Annotated in this window: 16 protein-coding genes; 5 read left to right on the forward strand and 11 right to left on the reverse strand. The window is 67.0% G+C overall.

Going from position 1 to position 17,990, the window contains the following annotated elements:
- Positions 1–16: 16 nt before the first annotated feature.
- Positions 17–868, reverse strand: a complete 852-nt coding sequence (purU, locus tag AC5QAH_RS17470) for a formyltetrahydrofolate deformylase (protein WP_043400598.1) — start codon at positions 866–868, stop codon at positions 17–19.
- Positions 869–982: 114 nt separating this feature from the next.
- Between purU and AC5QAH_RS17475 the strand changes: the two genes are divergently transcribed.
- Positions 983–1,894: a LysR family transcriptional regulator gene (locus AC5QAH_RS17475; RefSeq protein ID WP_010487028.1), complete on the forward strand. Its 912-nt coding sequence runs from the start codon at positions 983–985 to the stop codon at positions 1,892–1,894.
- A gap of 3 nt (positions 1,895–1,897) precedes the next feature.
- Here AC5QAH_RS17475 and AC5QAH_RS17480 read toward each other — a convergent pair whose 3' ends face one another.
- The 3 genes from AC5QAH_RS17480 to AC5QAH_RS17490 form a co-directional block, all read right to left on the reverse strand.
- Positions 1,898–2,998: an NADH:flavin oxidoreductase/NADH oxidase gene (locus tag AC5QAH_RS17480; RefSeq protein WP_010487030.1), complete on the reverse strand. Its 1,101-nt coding sequence runs from the start codon at positions 2,996–2,998 to the stop codon at positions 1,898–1,900.
- 165 nt (positions 2,999–3,163) lie between these two features.
- On the reverse strand, positions 3,164–3,970 hold the full coding sequence (locus tag AC5QAH_RS17485; RefSeq protein WP_010487032.1) for an NAD-dependent protein deacetylase: 807 nt from the start codon (positions 3,968–3,970) through the stop codon (positions 3,164–3,166).
- A gap of 55 nt (positions 3,971–4,025) precedes the next feature.
- Positions 4,026–4,427, reverse strand: a complete 402-nt coding sequence (locus AC5QAH_RS17490; protein WP_004153688.1) for an acyl-CoA thioesterase — start codon at positions 4,425–4,427, stop codon at positions 4,026–4,028.
- Between the two features lie 153 nt (positions 4,428–4,580).
- Between AC5QAH_RS17490 and AC5QAH_RS17495 the strand changes: the two genes are divergently transcribed.
- Positions 4,581–5,216: a LysE family translocator gene (locus AC5QAH_RS17495; protein WP_049454320.1), complete on the forward strand. Its 636-nt coding sequence runs from the start codon at positions 4,581–4,583 to the stop codon at positions 5,214–5,216.
- Between the two features lie 144 nt (positions 5,217–5,360).
- Here AC5QAH_RS17495 and AC5QAH_RS17500 read toward each other — a convergent pair whose 3' ends face one another.
- Positions 5,361–6,380 (reverse strand): ribonucleotide-diphosphate reductase subunit beta, encoded by a 1,020-nt coding sequence (locus tag AC5QAH_RS17500; protein WP_005407669.1) that lies wholly within the window; start codon positions 6,378–6,380, stop codon positions 5,361–5,363.
- 430 nt (positions 6,381–6,810) lie between these two features.
- Entirely contained in the window at positions 6,811–9,213 is a 2,403-nt protein-coding gene (locus AC5QAH_RS17505) for a ribonucleoside-diphosphate reductase subunit alpha (protein WP_049409985.1), read from the reverse strand.
- Between the two features lie 530 nt (positions 9,214–9,743).
- Between AC5QAH_RS17505 and AC5QAH_RS17510 the strand changes: the two genes are divergently transcribed.
- On the forward strand, positions 9,744–10,580 hold the full coding sequence (locus AC5QAH_RS17510) for a DUF2884 family protein (RefSeq protein WP_010487042.1): 837 nt from the start codon (positions 9,744–9,746) through the stop codon (positions 10,578–10,580).
- Positions 10,581–10,682: 102 nt separating this feature from the next.
- Here AC5QAH_RS17510 and zapE read toward each other — a convergent pair whose 3' ends face one another.
- Complete coding sequence (gene zapE, locus AC5QAH_RS17515; RefSeq protein WP_049454318.1) at positions 10,683–11,783, reverse strand: cell division protein ZapE; 1,101 nt, start codon at positions 11,781–11,783, stop codon at positions 10,683–10,685.
- Positions 11,780–12,451 (reverse strand): alpha/beta hydrolase, encoded by a 672-nt coding sequence (locus AC5QAH_RS17520; RefSeq protein ID WP_049454316.1) that lies wholly within the window; start codon positions 12,449–12,451, stop codon positions 11,780–11,782. The genes zapE and AC5QAH_RS17520 overlap by 4 nt, the downstream gene beginning before the upstream one ends.
- Before the next feature lie 43 nt (positions 12,452–12,494).
- On the opposite strand from AC5QAH_RS17520, the gene AC5QAH_RS17525 reads away from it, so the two are divergent.
- Positions 12,495–13,352, forward strand: coding sequence for an EamA family transporter (locus tag AC5QAH_RS17525; RefSeq protein WP_049454314.1), 858 nt, complete (start codon positions 12,495–12,497; stop codon positions 13,350–13,352).
- 301 nt (positions 13,353–13,653) lie between these two features.
- Here AC5QAH_RS17525 and AC5QAH_RS17530 read toward each other — a convergent pair whose 3' ends face one another.
- From AC5QAH_RS17530 to AC5QAH_RS17540, 3 genes are all read right to left on the reverse strand, one after another.
- Positions 13,654–15,099, reverse strand: a complete 1,446-nt coding sequence (locus AC5QAH_RS17530; RefSeq protein ID WP_495232470.1) for an ExeM/NucH family extracellular endonuclease — start codon at positions 15,097–15,099, stop codon at positions 13,654–13,656.
- Between the two features lie 208 nt (positions 15,100–15,307).
- Positions 15,308–15,826, reverse strand: coding sequence for a c-type cytochrome (locus AC5QAH_RS17535; RefSeq protein ID WP_043400625.1), 519 nt, complete (start codon positions 15,824–15,826; stop codon positions 15,308–15,310).
- Positions 15,827–16,045: 219 nt separating this feature from the next.
- On the reverse strand, positions 16,046–16,663 hold the full coding sequence (locus tag AC5QAH_RS17540; RefSeq protein WP_019337660.1) for a TetR/AcrR family transcriptional regulator: 618 nt from the start codon (positions 16,661–16,663) through the stop codon (positions 16,046–16,048).
- A gap of 161 nt (positions 16,664–16,824) precedes the next feature.
- Between AC5QAH_RS17540 and AC5QAH_RS17545 the strand changes: the two genes are divergently transcribed.
- Positions 16,825–17,988 carry an isovaleryl-CoA dehydrogenase gene (locus AC5QAH_RS17545; RefSeq protein ID WP_019337659.1) on the forward strand — a complete coding sequence of 388 codons (1,164 nt, stop codon included), beginning with the start codon at positions 16,825–16,827 and terminating at the stop codon, positions 17,986–17,988.
- The last annotated feature ends 2 nt before the right edge of the window (positions 17,989–17,990 follow it).

Consider the following 17,990-nt stretch of genomic DNA (forward strand, 5'->3'; position numbering starts at 1 on the left):
GACGCGGGATGGGCGATTACCGGAACACCACCGTGCGATGCCCGTTGAGCAGGATGCGGTGTTCCACATGGCGGCGCACCGCACGCGCCAGCACCAGCGATTCGGTATCACTGCCCAGCCGCACCAGTTCGCGCGGCGCCATCGCATGGTCAACGCGGGCCACGTCCTGTTCGATGATCGGGCCTTCGTCCAGGTCCTCGGTGACGTAGTGCGCGGTGGCACCGATGATCTTGACCCCGCGCGCGTGCGCCTGGTGGTACGGCTGCGCGCCCTTGAAGCTGGGCAGGAAGCTGTGGTGGATGTTGATCGCACGGCCGGCCAGCGCGCGGCACAGCGTGGGTGACAGGATCTGCATGTAGCGCGCCAGCACCACCAGGTCGATGCGCTCACGCTCGACCAGGTCGATGATCTGCTGCTCCTGCACCGCGCGCGTATCGGCGGTCACCGGCAGGTGGTGGAACGGCACCTGGTAGGACGCGGCCAATGGCGCGAAATCGGCGTGGTTGGACGCCACTGCCGCGATGTCGACTTTCAACTGGCCGCTGTGGGCACGGAACAGCAGATCGTTGAGGCAGTGCCCCTGCTTGCTGACCAGCACCAGCAGGCGTGCGCGGCGGCGGCCATCATGCAGCTGCCAGTCCATGCCGAAGCCTTCGGCAAGCGCGGCCATGGCGGCGTACACGGTCTCCAGCGGCAGGCTGGCATCGCGGTCGAAATGCACGCGCAGGAAGAAGCGGCCGCTCTCCTCGTCGCCGAACTGCTGGGCGTCGAGGATGTTGCAGCCGTGGTCGAACAGCAGGCCGGACACGCGGTAGACGATGCCGGTACGGTCGGGGCAGGACAGGGTGAGGATGGAATCGGGGCGCATGGCTCGAGTGTAGGGCAGCGACCTGCCTGCCGGATCGATGGTCACCGATGCAACCGACCTGCTTGGTTCAGTCCCAAGCGATACTTGGGTTTCTCCATGGCAAGCTGGTCGGTCATGAACCTGTTGCAACTGATCCGCAGCTTCACCCGCACCGCAGAGACCGGCAGCATTGCCGCCGCGGCCCGCATCCTTGGCATCAGCGCCACCGCAGTCGGCCAGAACATCAACCGGCTGGAGGCGCATCTGGGGGTACGGTTGCTGAACCGAAGTACGCGCCAGCTGGCCCTCAGCGAGGCCGGCGCGCTGTACCTGGCGCAGGTGCGCCACATCGAAGCCGACCTGGCGCGCGCGCAGGCGATGGTCACTGCCGGTGACATCGAGCCGGCCGGGCCGCTGCGCATCGCCAGCAGCAGCGCCTTCGGTCGCCATGTGCTTGCCCCCTTGCTGCCTTCACTGCAGCAGCGTTACCCACAACTGCAGCTGGAGCTGCGCCTGACCGACCGCGCCGTGCAGCATGGCCCGGAAGCGGTGGATGCCAGCATCCGCATCGGTGCGCAGCTGGAAGATGGCGTGGTCGCACGGCAGCTGGCACGCGTGCCCTTCGTGTTCTGTGCCTCGCCGGCCTATCTGAAAGCGCACGGCACCCCGCAGCAGCCCTCCGAGCTGAGCGGTCATCGCGGGCTGCTGCACCGCTTCCCCACCGATGGCCGGCCGCTGCGCTGGGGCCTGCTGAAGGATGGCCAGCGCGTGGACGCCGCACTGCCGCCGAGCATGGTCTGCGATGACATCGATGCACTGGCAACGCTTGCCGCGACCGGTGCCGGCATCACCCGGCTGGCCGCATTCGTGGCCGAGCCCTACCTGCGCGATGGCCGCCTGCAGGCGGTGTTCGGCGCCGACACGGCGTGGCGCCCGGAGCCGATGGAGGTCTATTTCTGCGTCAGCGACCGCCGCGACTTCACCGCCAAGATCCGCGCGCTGTTCGAGCACCTGCAGGCCGGCATGGCGCCGGCCTGGCGGGTGTGAGCCTCAGCGCGCCTTGAACACGCCGCGCGCGTCGCGCGGCTCGCAGCGCAGGTACTGCGGGGCCGGTTCCACGCTGTCGCGCAGCGCGGCGGCGGCATGCCACGGCCAGCGCGGGTCGTAGAGGATGCCGCGCGCCAGGGCCACGGCATCGGCGTGGCGATGGCGCAGGATCGATTCGGCCTGCTCGGGCTCGGTGATCATGCCCACAGCGATGACCGGCATGCGCACCTTGGCCTTGATCGCCGCCGCGAACGGCACCTGGTAGCCCGGGCCGACGGTGATCTTCTGGCGCTCGTCCAGGCCGCCGCTGGAGACATGCAGGAAATTGCAGCCGCGCGCGTCCAGCACCTGGGCCAGTGCTTCGCTCTGCACCAGATCCCAACCACCGTCGACCCAGTCGCTGGCGGAAATGCGTACACCCACGGCGACCTTGTCGGACACTACCGCACGCACCGCGTCGAACACTTCCACCAGCAGGCGCAGGCGGTTCGGCAGCGAGCCACCATAGCCATCGGTGCGGCGGTTGCTCAGCGGCGACAGGAACTGGTGCAGCAGATAGCCGTGCGCGGCATGCAGCTCGATCAGCTCGAAGCCCAGGCGCTCGGCGCGCACCGCACTGGCGGCGAAGGCGGCGATGACCTCGGCGATGCCGGCCTCGTCCAGTTCCTGCGGTGCCGGATCGCCGGCATGGAACGGCAGCGGCGACGGCGCCACGGTGGACCAGCCACGCGCATCATCGGCTGGCAACTGGCCGCCGCCGTCCCACGGGCGCTTCACCGAGGCCTTGCGGCCGGCGTGGCCGAGCTGGATGCCCAGTGGCATCGGCGACCAGCGGCGGACGCTGGCCAGCACCTGTGCCAACGCGGCTTCGGTACCGTCGTCCCACAGGCCCAGATCGGCCCAGCTGATGCGGCCGCGCGGCTCGACCGCGGTGGCTTCCAGGATCAGCAGGCCAGCGCCCGACTGCGCCAGGTTGCCCAGGTGCATGGCGTGCCAGTCGCTGGCGCGACCGTCTTCGGCGGAGTACTGGCACATCGGCGCGATGACGATGCGGTTGGACAGGGTCAGGGGGCCGAACGAAATCGGCGAGAACAGCTGGCTCAAGACGGTGATGAACGACGTAGGGGGTGCGTATTGCACCGCCGCACGGCCGGCGAATCAACCGTCTGGATGGATCGCTGTTTCGCGGGGACGCATGATGGGTAGCGCCGGGCCATGCCCGGCGAACGTGCGGCGCGGCACCCCGTTTCCGCCGGGCATGGCCCGGCGCTACCCGGTAACGAGCCCTGCAAGCGCCTCAGCGCAGTCCCGCTCATCCTTGAACTGCAGCAGGTCGTCGGCACGGGTGCGGCCGCGGTTCAGCGCCGCCACCGGCAGCCCTGCCCTGGCCGCCGCCTGCACGAAGCGGAAACCGGAATAGACCATCAGCGAAGAACCCACCACCAGCACGGCGTCTGCCCGCTGCAGGTGCTCATGCACCGCTGCCACGCGTTCACGGGGCACGTTTTCGCCGAAGAACACCACGTCCGGCTTCAGCAGGCCGCCGCAGGACGGGCAATCGGGCACCACGAAGCTGGAGAAATCGGTCTCCAGATCGGCGTCGCCATCCGGGGCGATACCGGCCTCCAGCGCGTCCCAGCCCGGATTGGCGTCCAGCAGGCGCTGCTGGAAGTCCTCGCGGCCGCGGCGGCGTTCGCAGCCCATGCAGCGCACCCGATCCAGTCGGCCATGCAGGTCGATCACGTTGCGGCTGCCGGCCCGCTGGTGCAGGCCGTCCACGTTCTGGGTCAGCAGCACCTGCAGCTTGCCGCGGCTTTCCAGGGCAGCCAGGGCCTGGTGGGTGCCGTTGGGCCGGGCCAGGCCGAAGCGCGGCCAGCCCAGCAGGCTGCGCGCCCAGTAGCGCTGGCGGGTGGCCGCCTCGCCCATGAAGGCCTGGTAGGTCACCGGCGGCGTGCGTTTCCACTGGCCGTCGGTATCGCGGTAATCGGGAATGCCCGAGGCGGTGCTGCAGCCAGCGCCGGTCAGCACGAACAGGCGCTGGGCGCGGTCGATGAAGTCGGTCAGTGGCGGGGTCATGGTTGCCAGATGGGGGCGCGGCGGCGCCCCCGCAAGCGCCGGTCCGTTGGCCGGGTCAGGCCGCCGGCAGCGGTGGCACCGCGATCGGGTGGCCTTCCTCGTCCAGCGCGATCATCACGAAGTGGCCGCGGGTACACAATTTGCGCTCGCCGCTGTGCAGGTCCTCGGCGACCAGTTCCACCTCGACCTTCATCGAGCTGCGGCCGACTTCGACGATGCGGCCGATGGTCTCGACCATCTGGCCGATGCGGATCGGCAGCTTGAAGTCGACCTGGTCGCTGCGCGCGGTCACCACGGTGCGGCGCGAGTAGCGGGCGGCGGCCAGGAAGGCGGCCTTGTCCATCCACGCCAGCGCCTGGCCACCGAACAGGGTGCCGAGGTGGTTGGTGTGGTTGGGGAAGACGATTTCGGCCATGCGCACTTCGGTGGGCGGCACGGTCTCGGGGATCGGGGTCATGGGGGTGCTTCGGTGTGTGGGGTCCGGTAATTTTATGCGACCGGCGTGACGGCCATCGGAACGCATGTGCAATGGCCACCTGGCAGCGGTGCCTGCGCAGGCCCCGCCCATGGCAGGCGCTACACTGCGCCACGCCCACCGCCAGGACCACCCATGCCCGCCACTTCCGACCTTCTGGCCTTTGCACTGCTCTCGCTGGCCATGGTGATCACGCCCGGGCCGAACATGATCTACGTCATCTCGCGCTCGATCTGCCAGGGGCCGATGGCGGGACTGATCTCGCTGGGCGGGGTGGCGCTGGGCTTCGTGTTCTACATGCTGTGCGCAGCGCTGGGCATCACCGCCCTGCTGATGACGGTACCGTTCGCCTACGACGCGCTGCGCATTGGCGGCGCGCTGTACCTGCTGTACCTGGCCTGGCAGGCGCTCAAGCCGGGTGGCCGTTCGCCGTTTGCAGTGCGCGACCTGCCGCAGGACAGCCCGCGCAAGTTGTTCACGATGGGCTTCCTGACCAATCTGCTGAACCCCAAAGTGGCGGTGATGTACCTGTCGCTGCTGCCGCAGTTCCTGCACCCGGACAGCGAAGGCAGCGTGCTGATGCAGTCGATCGTGCTGGGCTCCACCCAGATCCTGGTCAGTGTCAGCGTGAATGGCATGATCGCGCTGACCGCTGGCAGCATCGCCGGCTTCCTGGCCGCGCACCCCACCTGGCAGATGGTGCAGCGTTGGGTGATGGGCACGGTACTGGCCGGGCTGGCGGTGCGCATGACGGTGGAAGGGCGGCGATAGCCGCTCTTTGTAGAGTCGGGCCATGCTCGACTGATCTTCGCGGACAGCAGTCGAGCATGGCTCGACTCTGCAAAAGCCAGGCGCGCAACAAAAAACCCCGGCGATCGCCGGGGTTTTTTGTTGCGACAGGCTTGACCGGTTCGATCAGAAGTTCATGTCGAAGGCCACTTCGCCCTGCACGCCGACCTGGTAAGCCGAGACGCGGCGTTCGAAGAAGTTGGTCAGTTCCTGCACGTCCTGCAGTTCCATGAACGGCAGCGGGTTGCGCACGTTGTACTTCTTTTCCATGCCCAGCTTGGCGAAATGCTGGTCGGCGCAGTGCTGCAGGTACTGGCGCATGTCGCGGGTGGAAATGCCGGCCACGCCGCCGGACAGCACGTCCTCGGCGAACTGCACTTCGCACTCGATCGCCTCGGCCAGCATGTCGTAGACCTGCTGCTTCATCTCTTCGTCGAACAGGTCCGGTTCTTCCTCACGCACCACACGCACCGACTCAAACGCGAACTCCATGTGCGCGCTCTCGTCGCGGAACACCCAGTTGGTGCCCGAGGCCAGGCCCGGCAGCAGGCCACGCGAACGGAAGTAGTACACGTAGGCGAAGGCAGCGAAGAAGAACAGGCCTTCGATGCAAGCGGCGAAGCAGATCTGGTTGAGCAGGAACTGGCGGCGCTGTTCGCGGGTCTCGATGCGGGTCAGGCTCTGGATCGAGTCGATCCACTTGAAGCAGAAGTCGGCCTTCTTCTTGATCGAGTCGATGTTCTCCACCGCCGAGAACGCCTTGGCGCGCTCTTCCGGATCCGGCAGGTAATTGTCGAGCAGGGTCAGGTAGAACTGCACGTGAAGCGCTTCTTCATACAGCTGGCGCGACAGGTACATGCGCGCTTCCGGCGCATTGAGGTGCTGGTACAGGTTCAGCACCAGGTTGTTGGACACGATCGAGTCGCCGGTGGCGAAGAACGCGACCAGCCGGTGGATCAGGTGGCGCTCACCCGGCGACATCTTGCTGTGCAGGTCGGTGATGTCGATCTGGAAGTTGATCTCTTCCACCGTCCAGGTGTTCTTGATCGCATTCCGGTACATGTCATAGAACTGCGGGTAGCGCATCGGGCGCAGGGTCAGTTCAAAACCGGGATCGAGCAGCATCTGCTTGGGCTTGTCGGCCATGGGTGTCAGTTTTCCTCAATTTCAAAATGCAGAAAGCTGGGGAGAGAATACTCTCCCCAGCTGTAGATCACTTGTATTCGCGCCGCACACCCTTGAAAGGATCCTTGCTGCTAGTCTTCACATCCATGATTCGCCCATCGGGTCCACGCTTTGCGTGATGGCCGGAAGGCGTCAGGAACTGCGAGCGGTCGCGAACCGCACCAATACGAGCGTTGTTTTTCGGCGGATTAGTAGCCATCGTTAATTTACCTAAACAAAAAAGGCATCCGGACTACAACTTGACCCGCCAGCAGAACGAGATCTGGATTGCTATACTCGCTCCACTTCTTAGAGGAAGTGGCAGATCTAGACCCTCATCCGGATACGGAGTTTGGGTTTTGTGAAGCATCAGAAGGGCCCCAAGTTACCGCTTGGGGCCCTTCTTTTTTGCTTACTGGCAGGCCTCGCAGGCTTCCGGGTTTTCCAGCGAGCAGGCGATGGCTTCGTCCGGGCTGAACACCTTGGCCGGGGCCGCGCTGCTCACCGTGGTCTTGGCGATCTTGGTGGCCGGGCGCGAACGCAGGTAGTAGGTGGTCTTGATGCCCTGCTTCCAGGCGTACATGTACATGGAGGACATCGCGCCGATGTTCGGGCTTTCCATGAACAGGTTGAGCGAGGCCGACTGGTCGATGAAGGCGCCACGCTCGGCGGCCATGTCGATCAGCGAGCGCATCGGCAGTTCCCACGCGGTGCGGTAGACCTCGCGCAGCGTTTCCGGAATCTGCGCCACGCCGGCGATGGAACCTTCGGCCAGCTTGATGGCATCGCGCATGTCGGCGGTCCACAGGCCCAGCTTCTTCAGCTCGTTCACCAGGTAGCGGTTGACCTGCAGGAAGTCACCGGACAGGGTCTCGCGCTTGAACAGGTTGGACACCTGCGGCTCGACGCACTCGTAGCAGCCGGCGATCGAGGCGATGGTTGCGGTCGGGGCGATCGCGATCATCAGCGAATTGCGCAGGCCGTGTTCCTTGATGCGCTCACGCAGGGCATCCCAGCGTGCGGTGTCTTCCGGCACCACGTTCCAGGCGTCGAACTGCAGTTCGCCGCTGGCGGCACGGGTGTCGTTGAACGACGGGTGCTTGCCGCGTTCCTGGGCCAGCTCGCAGGAGGTTTCCAGCGCGTGGAAGTAGATCGCTTCGGCAATCTTCTTCGACAGGGCGCGGGCTTCGGCGCTGTCGAACGGCAGGCGCTTGCGGAAGAACACGTCCTGCAGGCCCATGCAGCCCAGGCCGACCGGACGCCAGCGCAGGTTGGCGCGGCGGGCGGTTTCGATCGGGTAGAAGTTCAGGTCGATGACGCGGTCGAGCTGGCGCACGGCCAGGCGCACGGTCTCGGCCAGCTTCTCGAAGTCGAACTCGTTGTGCTCGTCGAAGTGGTTGCCCAGGTTGATCGAACCCAGGTTGCACACCGCGGTTTCATCGTTGGAGGTGACTTCCAGGATTTCGGTGCACAGGTTGGACAGGTGGATCACGTTGCCCGGACGCAGGGTCTGGTTGCTGGCGCGGTTGCACTTGTCCTTGAAGGTCATCCAGCCGTTGCCGGTCTCGGCCAGCGTACGCATCATGCGGGCGTACAGCTTGCGCGCGGAGATGGTGCGGTTGGCCTTGCCCTGGGCTTCGGCCTGCAGGTAGGCCTGCTCGAAGGCTTCGCCGAACAGGTCGGTGAACTCCGGCACGACGCGCGGATCGAACAGCGACCATTCCTGGTCGGCCTCGACGCGCTTCATGAACAGGTCCGGCACCCAGTTGGCCAGGTTCAGGTTGTGCGCACGACGGGCTTCGTCACCGGTGTTGTCACGCAGCTCGAGGAAGTCCTCGATGTCGGCGTGCCAGGTTTCCAGGTACACGCAGGCCGCGCCCTTGCGCTTGCCGCCCTGGTTCACTGCGGCCACGGACGAATCCATGGTCTTCAGCCACGGCACGATGCCGTTGGAGTGGCCGTTGGTCGACTTGATCAGCGAACCACGCGAACGCACACGGGTGTAGCTGACGCCGATGCCGCCGGAGAACTTGGAAAGCTGGGCGATGTCGCCGTACTTGGAATAGATCGACTCCAGCGAGTCCTGCGGCGAGTCCAGCAGGAAGCACGAGGACAGCTGCTCGTGGGTGGTGCCGGAGTTGAACAGGGTCGGGCTGGACGGCAGGTAGTCCAGGTTGCCCATGCGCTTGTACAGCGCCAGGGTCTCGGACACGTCCTCGCTCAGCGCGCTGGCGATGCGCAGGAAGAACTGCTGCGGGGTCTCGATCACCTTGCGGGTGTGCGGGTGGCGCAGCAGGTAACGGTCGTACAGGGTGCGCAGGCCGAAGTAATCGAAGTTCAGGTCCAGCGAGATGTCGATGGCATCGTTGAGCTTGCGTGCGTTGGTCTGCACGAAGTTCAGCAGGCGGTCGTTGATCAGGCCGACTTCATGGCCACGGCTGACCGACTGCGAGAATGCGTAGATTTCCTGGCCGGAGACTTCCTTGGCGATGTAGTTGGCCAGCAGGCGCGCAGCCAGGCGGCCGTATTCGGGCTCTTCACCGATCAGCAGGGCGGCGGTGCGGATGGACAGTTCGTCCAGCTCGCGGGTGGTGGCGCCGTTGTACAGGCCGGAAATGGTGCGGGTGGCCACGCGCATCGGATCGACGGCGTGCAGGCCTTCGGAGGAACGCTGCACCGCGCGCACGATCTTGTTCAGGTCCACCAGTTCGGTCGTGCCATTGCGCTTGGTCACACTCATCGCGTTGGCCGTCGGCGGCGACGTCAACAGGAATTCGCTTTCCTTCTCGATGGTGGCGCTGGATTCGGTGGTCACGGCGTGTGTCCTCTTGGCGTGATTGGTGGGTGCTCGATGCATCGGGTGACGCAGCCCGGGACATGACAGCCCAGGATGGCAGGACGGCGTCGCAGGGGATGAGACCCTGCGCCTGCCACTGCCGTTGGCGATCGCGGATGGGTACCCCGGGCATCCCCTGGAATTGGGGTTGCTGCGACCGACGGCCACAAGATAGTGGGGGTAGTGGGGTCCGTCAACGCCAAATGTAGTGAAATTCGGCAATCCCTTGCGCCGCAAGGATCGTGCCATCGGCGCCCGGATCAGACGCTTCAGACCTGCCGGAACGGGCTGCGCAGTCAAGCCCGAAAGGCGTCATTGCGGTGGTACAACGCACCGCGAAAACGGAACAATGACAGCTTCACATGACAGTGATGAAACTGGCTAGGGACAACCCTGTGGATAGATGGTGGGCAGCCGGTGGGAATCCGGTGGACGGGTGACTTCCGGCCGGTGACGCCCGCGCGCTGACGGCGGATGCTGGCCGCTCGCTCCCGGAAAAGGATGCTCCGATGCACCTTCGGTTGCCCGCGCTGGCCCTGCTGCCCGCCCTGTTCATCGCCCCGGCGCTGGCCGCCGAGGGGCTGGACCTGCGTTCGGACCAGTGCGGCATCCATACCGACTATGACGTGCTGGTGGACAGCGGCGGCATCTGGCTGCGGCATGGCCCGCAGGCGCCGCATGAAGTGGTGTTCCACGACGGCGAGCTGAGCCTGGACGGCAGGATGGTCACGGTCAGCGCCGCCGACGCCGCCCGCCTGCGGCAGATGGAGGCCGGTGCCCGCCAGTTGATGCCGGCGGCCACCGCACTGGCCCACGAAGTCTCCGGGGTCACCTTCGATGCGCTGGACGCTGCCTTCGAGGCCATCACCGGCAAGTCCCGCAACCGCCAGATGCGGGCGATGCGCGGCGAGATGCAGGACTGGATCGACGCCAGCCTGGGCCGCGGCTACTGGGAACAGGAAGCCTTCGGCGACGGCTTCGACGCGCACATCGAGCAGATGGCCGAGACGATGGCCGGGTCGATGACCCGCAGCGTGCTGTGGCAGGTGTTCACCGGCCGCGCCGGGGCCATGGAGCGCCGCGCCGATCGCCTCGATGCCGAAGTCGACCGCCGCATGGAAGCGCGCAGCCAGCAGCTGGAAGCCAAGGCAATGGCCCTTTGCCCGATGGTGCGTTCACTGGCAGAGGCCCACGATGCGCTGGAAGTGCGCTACCAGGGACAGCCACTGCGGCTGCTGGAGCGCGGCGAGAGCGTTCGGGTGGAGCACGGCAGCGGCTCGGGGCTGCATGTGTCGGCCGGGCCGGATGAGCGGCCGTTGGGGAGCGCGGTTGCGCCCACCCGATAGCCGCGCCGTGCTGTCGTAGAGCCGAGCCCACGCTCGGCTGCTTTTCGGCACATCATGCAAAGGCAGCCGAGCGTGGGCTCGGCTCTACAAACGGCACTACCCTCACGCCCGGTGCGGGGTGCCCAGGTATTCGGCGCTCTGCATTTCGATCAGGCGCGAAGCAGTGCGCTCGAACGCGCCCTGCAGGCGCTGGCCGGTGTACAGCTCGATCGGCGAGGTGCTGGCGGTGCAGACCAGGTTGACGTGGCGGTCGTACAGCTCGTCGATCAGGTTGACGAAGCGGCGCGCGGCATCTTCGTTCAGGCGATCGAATGCCGGAATGCCGCCCAGCAGCATCGTGTTGAACTCGTGCGCGATCTCGATGTAGTCCGAGGGCCCCCGCGGGCCCTCGCACAGAGCGGCGAAATCGAACCAGGCGATGCTCTTGCCGCGGCCACGGACCGGAATCTTGCGACCCTCGATCTCGATGTTGCCGGCCTTGGCCGGCTGGCCGCCACTCAGCTCGTTCCAGCGCGTAGCCAGCCACTCATCGCTGTCGGCCGCCAGCGGTGCGCGGTACACCGGCGAGCGGGTCAGCGCGCGCATGCGGTAATCCTCAGTGCCTTCGGCGTACAGCTCGACGCAGAAGCGCTGCAGCAGGCCGATGGCCGGCAGGAAGCTCTCGCGCTGCAGGCCATTGAGGTACAGGTTCTCCACCGCCGTGTTGGAGGTGGTGACCAGGGTCACGCCTTCGGCAAACAGGCGCTCCAGCAGCCGCGCCAGCAGCATCGCATCGCCGATGTCGGTGACGAAGAACTCGTCCAGCACCAGCACGCGCAGGTTGCTGCGCCATTCCTGGGCGATCTTCGCCAGCGGGTCGCTCTGGCCCTGGTGCTCGCGCAGGCGCTCGTGGACGCTGCGCATGAAGCGATGGAAGTGGGTGCGGTACTTCTGCTTGATCGGCAGCCCGTCGTAGAACAGGTCGACCAGGAAGGTCTTGCCGCGGCCGACGCCGCCCCAGAAGTACAGGCCCTTCACCGGCTCGGGCTTTTTCCAGAACGAGGACAGGCGGTCCAGCCAGCCGTCCTCGGCACTGTCCAGCAGGCCCAGGTGGATGCGGTCCAGCTCGGCCAGCGCCGCATGCTGGGCCGGGTCGTTCTGCCAGTCGCCACGGGCGACCCCTTCCGCGTACCGCTGCGACGGGGTCAACTCGGTTGCACTCATGCCGCTGCGCCCAGCCAATGTTTCACGCCGTGGGTCAGCGCGCCGCGCAGGTCGATCAGCTTGCGGTGGAAGAAGTGGCTGGTCTCGGGCATGCGCACCAGCTCATGCGGGAAGTCCAGCGTGTCCAGCCACTGGTAGACGGCCTGCGGGTCGACGATCTCGTCCTGCTCGCCCTGGATCACCAACCAGCGCGCCGGCGGTGCGATGCCATCGAAATCCCAGCGACCGGCAGGCGGCGCGATCGAGATCAGCGCTTCCGGCTGCAGCGCGGCAGCGGCCTTCAGCGACACGAACGAGCCGAAGCTGAAACCGGCCAGCCACAGGCGGTCGTCCGGACGCTGGCTGCGCACCCAGGCGGCGACGGCCTTCAGGTCATCCTGCTCGCCCACGCCGTGGTCGAACTCACCGGCCGACGCGCCAACACTGCGGAAGTTGAAGCGCACCGTGGCGATGCCCAACTCGCGCAGGGTGGTGGCGGTCATGGTGACCACCTTGTTGTGCAGGGTGCCGCCCTCGGTGGACAGCGGATGGCAGACGATGGCCACGATCGGCTGCACCGGCGCGTCGGCCTTGGGCAGGTCGACGACCACTTCCAGCGGGCCGGCCGGGCCGTCCAGTTCGAGGCAGGCGGTTTCGCCAGGGGCGACGGGGAACGAAGGCTTGTGCATGGCACCATGATACCGTCCCCTGCCCCCGCCCTGTGCCCGCCCCATGCTCTACCTGTCCTTGGCCGTGATCTGCAGCGTGCTGGTTTCGGTGGTGTTGAAGGTGGCCGGACGCCGCCAGCTGGATGTCGCGCAGATGGTCACCTGGAACTATCTGGTGGCTGCAACGCTCACCGCCGCGGTGCTGCAGCCGCCGCTGGACGCGCTGCGCGCGCCGCATGCGCCGTGGCTGTCATTGCTGGCGCTGGCGGTGGTGCTGCCGTCGATCTTCCTGGTGCTGGGCCGCGCGGTGGCGGTGGCCGGCATCGTCCGCAGCGACGTGGCGCAGCGGCTGTCGCTGCTGCTGTCATTGGCCGCCGCGTTCCTGTTCTTCGGCCAGACCGCCACGCCGTGGAAGTTGGTCGGCCTGGCGCTGGGCCTGGTCGCCATGGTGGCGATCAGCCTGCGCCCGCGCGGACCGGCGGTGGCGTCCTCACCCGGTGGCTGGGGCTGGCTGCTGGGCGTCTGGGCCGGGTTCGCGGTGGTGGACGTGCTGCTCAAGCAGGTGGCGCTGTCCGGCACCCCGTCGATGGCGGCGGTGCTGGCCAGCTTCAGCGTGGCGTTCGTGCTGATGCTGGCGCTGCAGTTGTGGCGGCATGTCAGTGGCCGCAGCCGGCTGGCCTGGCGCAACCTCGGCGCGGGTGCGCTGCTGGGCCTGCTCAACGGCGGCAACATCCTGTTCTATGTGCATGCGCACCAGTCGATGCCGGACAGCCCGGCCACCGTGTTCGCCGGCATGAACATCGGCGTGGTGGTGCTGGGTGCACTGGTGGGCGTGTTCGCGTTCGGCGAGGCGACCACGAAGTGGAACCGCGCGGGCCTGGCACTGGCGGTGCTGGCGATCGGGTTGATCGCCTGGGGGTGAGCGTTGGTTGCGGCGGGCCATTTCCGCGCCCGCGGTGGGATGTCACTTTTCTTTTCGCGCGAAAAGAAAAGTAACCAAAAGAAACGCGCCGCCAGCCGCGAGCCGGTGCTGTGCACCGGTATCCTGCGCTTCTCGGTGAACCAGGGGACGGCGCCGAACTCGCTGCGCTCAGACATCGGCGCCTCTTCGCCCCTGATTCACCTGCGATGCTCGGCTCGCTTGAAGGCGGACTGGTAGATCAAAAGCAACGGCAGCATCCGTGCCGATCAAGGTCCCTCCCAGAGCAGATCCCCGGCGAACCTTATCTGTCGAAGCCCAGCAGCAGCGGGTCGTGGTCGGAGCTGCGCCACGGGCCCTGCACGTTGCGGCCCTGGTAGCCGCTGGCGTCCTGCTCGTCGGCGTTGCTGTGCCATTCGGTGGCGCCGCGCAGGCGCTTGGCCATGCCCGGGCTCAGCAATGCATGGTCGAGGCGGCCGGTGTAGCCGTTGTAGACGTAGCTGTAGGGATGCTCGACCTTGGCCACCTTGAACGCGTCCTGCCAGCCCAGGTCATGCAGGGTGCGGATCGGGTCTTCCATCGCGTAGGCGTTGAAATCGCCCAGCAGTACCGCGTCCTTTGCACCGGTACCGGTCGGGTCGGTCTGCAGCCAGGCGTGCAGCTGCTGCGCGGAGGTCACGCGGGTGGCGTTCCAGCAGCCCTGGTTGTCGTTGCGGTCGGCGTCGGCACCGGCGGCGTCGCGGCAGCCCTTCGACTTGAAGTGGTTGGCCACCACCACGAACGGTGCGCCCTGCTTGCCCTGGAAGGCCTGCGCCAGCGGCACGCGACTGTGCTCGACGAATGGACCACCGGTCAGCGTGGCCGGCTTGCCGACCGGCTGCAGGCGCGCGCTGCGGTAGATGATGCCGACCCGGATCGGGTTGTCGCCGGGGCCGTTGCCCGCGTCGACGAAGCGCCAGTCGCCCTGCGCGCCGCGGTCCCGGTTGAGCGCATCGACCAGTTCGGCGATGGCCGACTGCGGACCGTAGCCGTCGTTCTCCAGCTCCATCAGCGCGGCGACATCGGCGCCCAGCGCGTTGACCGTGGTGACCAGCTTGGCCACCTGCGCCTTGTGCTCGTCCAGCGTGCGCGCGCCGCGCAGGGTCGGGAAGCCACCGCCCTGGCCATCACCGTTGAAGAAGTTCTCCAGGTTGAAGGCCGCCACGTGTAGGCCGCCCGGCACGGTCGGCACCGCCGGACGCTTCAGCTCCGGCAGTTTCAGCACACCTTCGACCTGCAGGCGCGGCCGCCCCTGCGCGTCCATGTGCACGACACCTTCCACATTGCGCAGCTGCATGCCGGTACGCAGCACCGGGTTGGCCGGCAGGTAGGCCACGCTGGCCGGGTCGCGGGCATCGCTGCCGTCGTCCAGCACCAGGCGGCGGCGCTGGTTGTCGGCCATCACCTGCTCGTAGCCGGCAGTACCCGGCGCGGCCACTTCGGTCGGCTGCCAGAGGCGGCCATCGAAGGCCACGGTGAGCTGGCCGAAGCGCTCCAGGCCGTCAGTACCGGCCAGGGTCAGCGGTGCGGCGATGCGCACGCGCTGGCCATCCAGCACACGCCAGTCGGCCGGCGCGGCGGTCAGCACCACGGTGGCGCTGCTGCGCGAAGTGGAGGGCGACGCGACCGGTGCGGCCTGCGGCTGGGCCTGGGCAAAGGCGCCGGCCGGCAGCAGCAGGGACAGGGCAAAGGCGAGGGAACGGCGGCGCATCGACGGGCGACTCCATGGAAGAGGCGCACAGACTAACCCTGAAATGAGAAACCCCGCCTGCGCAGCGGGGGCATATGAGCGATCAGGCCTCGGTGGGCAAAGCCTGGGAATCGTAGAGCCGCGCCCATGCTCGGCTGCACCTGGCCACACCGCGCGGAGAGCAGCCGAGCGTGGGCTCGGCTCTACAGGAAGCAGCGCGTTGGGGCGTCTACTTCAGGTTGCCCAGCATCCAGTCCACGGTGGCGTGGATCTGTTCCTCGGTCAGCGCCGGGTTGCCGCCCTTGGGCGGCATGATGCCGCCGTCCGGGCCGGTGTAGCCCTCGATGGCGTGCTTGTAGAGGGTGTCCTTGCCCTGTGCGATGCGCTTGTCCCAGTGCGAATGGTCCAGCGTCGGCGCCATGCCCACACCGGTGGTGTGGCAGGCGGTGCACAGGTTGTCGAAGATGACCTTGCCGTCCTTGGTGCCGCCGTAGGCCACCTGCGACGCGGCCTTGGCCAGCGCGGCGGCCTTGGCGGCGGCCTGCGCGGCAGCGCCGGTGCTGCCGGCATAGACCGCGCCGGTGGGCGAGATGCGCTGTTCGGTGCGCTTGGCCGCGGCCGGCGACACCTCGGGCGGAATCCGGGTGTGGATGTAGGCGGCAAGGAGGATGAGGCCGAGGGTGATGGTCGCCAGCAGCGCGATCACCATGGAGAAGCGTTTCAGGAACTCCAGATCGTAATTCCGCACTCTTCGTTACCCCTGGCTGATAGTCGTTGGACCACGGCTGAGCGACTGCGTGATGGACCGAGTATAGAACGCGCTTTGCGTGCGACAACAGGCGTCACTGCTGGTGCGGCGCAACATGCGGCCGTGGCCGCATGCGGGTAGCGCCGGGCCGTGCCCGGCGAGCGCGAAGCGCGGCAACAACGGTCGAGGATGGCAACAGCCGCCGGGCATGGCCCGGCGCTACCGTTTTGCGGGGGCGCCGATCGCACGCAGGCAGAAGCTGCAGATCGCATCCACCAGTGCGTCTTCGTCGCGGTGTGCTTCGCGGCTGGGCGCGGTCGGGCCGACCATGGCTTCGGTGAAGGCGCCGACCAGGCAGGCGGCGGCCACATGCGCGTCCTGCGCCGGCAGCTCACCGGCCGCCACGCCCTCCTCCACCAGCCGCAGGAACACGTCACCGAACGCGCGGCGACCGCGCATGCGCTCGGCTTCCACGTCCGGGTCGACCGGTTCAACGATGAAGGCGTGCGCCAGCCCCGGCCCGGCCAGGGCGCGACGGACGAAGGCGGTGATCGCCAGCCGCAGGCGCTCGCTGGCCACCTCCGGGCCGCTGGCGATGCGTTCCATGATCGCAACCTCGTGGGCCACGGCGGCGTTGAGCACCTCCACGAACAACTCGGCCTTGGACGGGAAGTGCCGGTAGATCAGGCCGGTGGACACCCCCGCCTGGGTCGCCACGGCGGTTACCGGAGCATTGCGCCAGCCGCCGGTGGCGACCAGCTCGCGGGTGGCCAACAGGATCCGTTCACGGGCCCCGGCCAGCCGTTCTTCCATCAGTGCAGAGCGTTTGTAGGCCATGTTTTGATTCTATTTTCAATTTTTGAATTTGTATTCACTTCTTACCCGAACCCCGCTACGCTGGGGTCCAATCGCCCGTGCGGGCAGCGGTCCTGCAGACCGCCGCCCGCTCCCCCGCCGGGTGCGTCCATTTCCTGCCATCCCGCCGTGGAGCCACCACAATGCACGTGCCATCCCTGAACTTCGACCTTGGCGAAGACATCGACCTGCTGCGCCAGAGCGTGGCCCATTTTGCCGCCGCCGAGGTCGCACCGCTGGCCGCCGAGGCCGATGCCACCAATCAGTTCCCGCTGGCCCTGTGGCCGAAGCTGGGCGAACAGGGCCTGCTCGGCCTCACCGTGGAAGAAGAATACGGCGGCACCGGCATGGGCTACCTGGCCCACGTGGTGGCGATGGAAGAGATCTCGCGTGCTTCCGGCGGCATCGGCCTGTCCTACGGCGCGCACTCCAACCTGTGCGTGAACCAGCTGCGCAAGAATGGCAACGAAGAACAGAAACAGCGCTTCCTGCCGGGCCTGTGCAACGGCAGCCTGGTCGGCGCGCTGGCGATGAGCGAGCCGGGTGCCGGTTCGGACGTGGTGTCGATGAAACTGCGCGCCGACAAGCGTGGTGACCGCTACGTGCTCAACGGCAACAAGATGTGGATCACCAACGGCCCGGATGCCGACGTGCTGGTGGTCTATGCCAAGACCGACATGGACGCCGGCGCCAAGGGCATCACCGCGTTCCTGGTCGAGAAGGGCATGAAGGGCTTCTCCACCGCGCAGAAGCTGGACAAGCTGGGCATGCGTTCCTCGCCCACCTGCGAGCTGGTGTTCCAGGACTGCGAAGTACCGGAAGAAAACGTGCTGGGCCAGATCGGTGGCGGCGTGCGCGTGCTGATGTCCGGCCTGGACTACGAGCGCGTGGTGCTGTCCGGCGGCCCGCTGGGCCTGATGGCCGCAGCGATGGACGTGGTGATGCCCTACGTGCACGAGCGCCACCAGTTCGGTGAGGCGATCGGCAGCTTCCAGCTGATCCAGGGCAAGATTGCCGACATGTACGTGGGCCTGGGCGCCTGCCGTGCTTATGTCTATGCCGTGGCACGCGCCTGCGACCAGGGCCGCACCACCCGCCAGGACGCCGCCGGTGCCATCCTGTACGCCGCCGAGAAGGCGACCTGGCTGACCGGCCAGGCGATCCAGATCCTGGGCGGCAACGGCTACATCAACGAATACCCGACCGGCCGTTTGTGGCGCGACGCCAAGCTGTATGAAATCGGCGCCGGCACGTCGGAGATCCGCCGCATGCTGATCGGCCGCGAACTGTTCCAGCGCACCCTGTAAGG

Source organism: Stenotrophomonas sp. YJH_SMC_43 (assembly GCF_059372535.1).

What these genes read in the sequence shown, in the direction of transcription:
- purU (WP_043400598.1), bottom strand. Translation starts at nt 868, where the DNA reads ATGCGCCCCGATTCCATCCTCACCCTGTCCTGCCCCGACCGTACCGGC.
- AC5QAH_RS17475 (WP_010487028.1), top strand. Translation starts at nt 983, where the DNA reads ATGAACCTGTTGCAACTGATCCGCAGCTTCACCCGCACCGCAGAGACC.
- AC5QAH_RS17485 (WP_010487032.1), bottom strand. Translation starts at nt 3,970, where the DNA reads ATGACCCCGCCACTGACCGACTTCATCGACCGCGCCCAGCGCCTGTTC.
- AC5QAH_RS17490 (WP_004153688.1), bottom strand. Translation starts at nt 4,427, where the DNA reads ATGACCCCGATCCCCGAGACCGTGCCGCCCACCGAAGTGCGCATGGCC.
- AC5QAH_RS17495 (WP_049454320.1), top strand. Translation starts at nt 4,581, where the DNA reads ATGCCCGCCACTTCCGACCTTCTGGCCTTTGCACTGCTCTCGCTGGCC.
- AC5QAH_RS17500 (WP_005407669.1), bottom strand. Translation starts at nt 6,380, where the DNA reads ATGGCCGACAAGCCCAAGCAGATGCTGCTCGATCCCGGTTTTGAACTG.
- AC5QAH_RS17510 (WP_010487042.1), top strand. Translation starts at nt 9,744, where the DNA reads ATGCACCTTCGGTTGCCCGCGCTGGCCCTGCTGCCCGCCCTGTTCATC.
- zapE (WP_049454318.1), bottom strand. Translation starts at nt 11,783, where the DNA reads ATGAGTGCAACCGAGTTGACCCCGTCGCAGCGGTACGCGGAAGGGGTC.
- AC5QAH_RS17520 (WP_049454316.1), bottom strand. Translation starts at nt 12,451, where the DNA reads ATGCACAAGCCTTCGTTCCCCGTCGCCCCTGGCGAAACCGCCTGCCTC.
- AC5QAH_RS17525 (WP_049454314.1), top strand. Translation starts at nt 12,495, where the DNA reads ATGCTCTACCTGTCCTTGGCCGTGATCTGCAGCGTGCTGGTTTCGGTG.
- AC5QAH_RS17530 (WP_495232470.1), bottom strand. Translation starts at nt 15,099, where the DNA reads ATGCGCCGCCGTTCCCTCGCCTTTGCCCTGTCCCTGCTGCTGCCGGCC.
- AC5QAH_RS17540 (WP_019337660.1), bottom strand. Translation starts at nt 16,663, where the DNA reads ATGGCCTACAAACGCTCTGCACTGATGGAAGAACGGCTGGCCGGGGCC.
- AC5QAH_RS17545 (WP_019337659.1), top strand. Translation starts at nt 16,825, where the DNA reads ATGCACGTGCCATCCCTGAACTTCGACCTTGGCGAAGACATCGACCTG.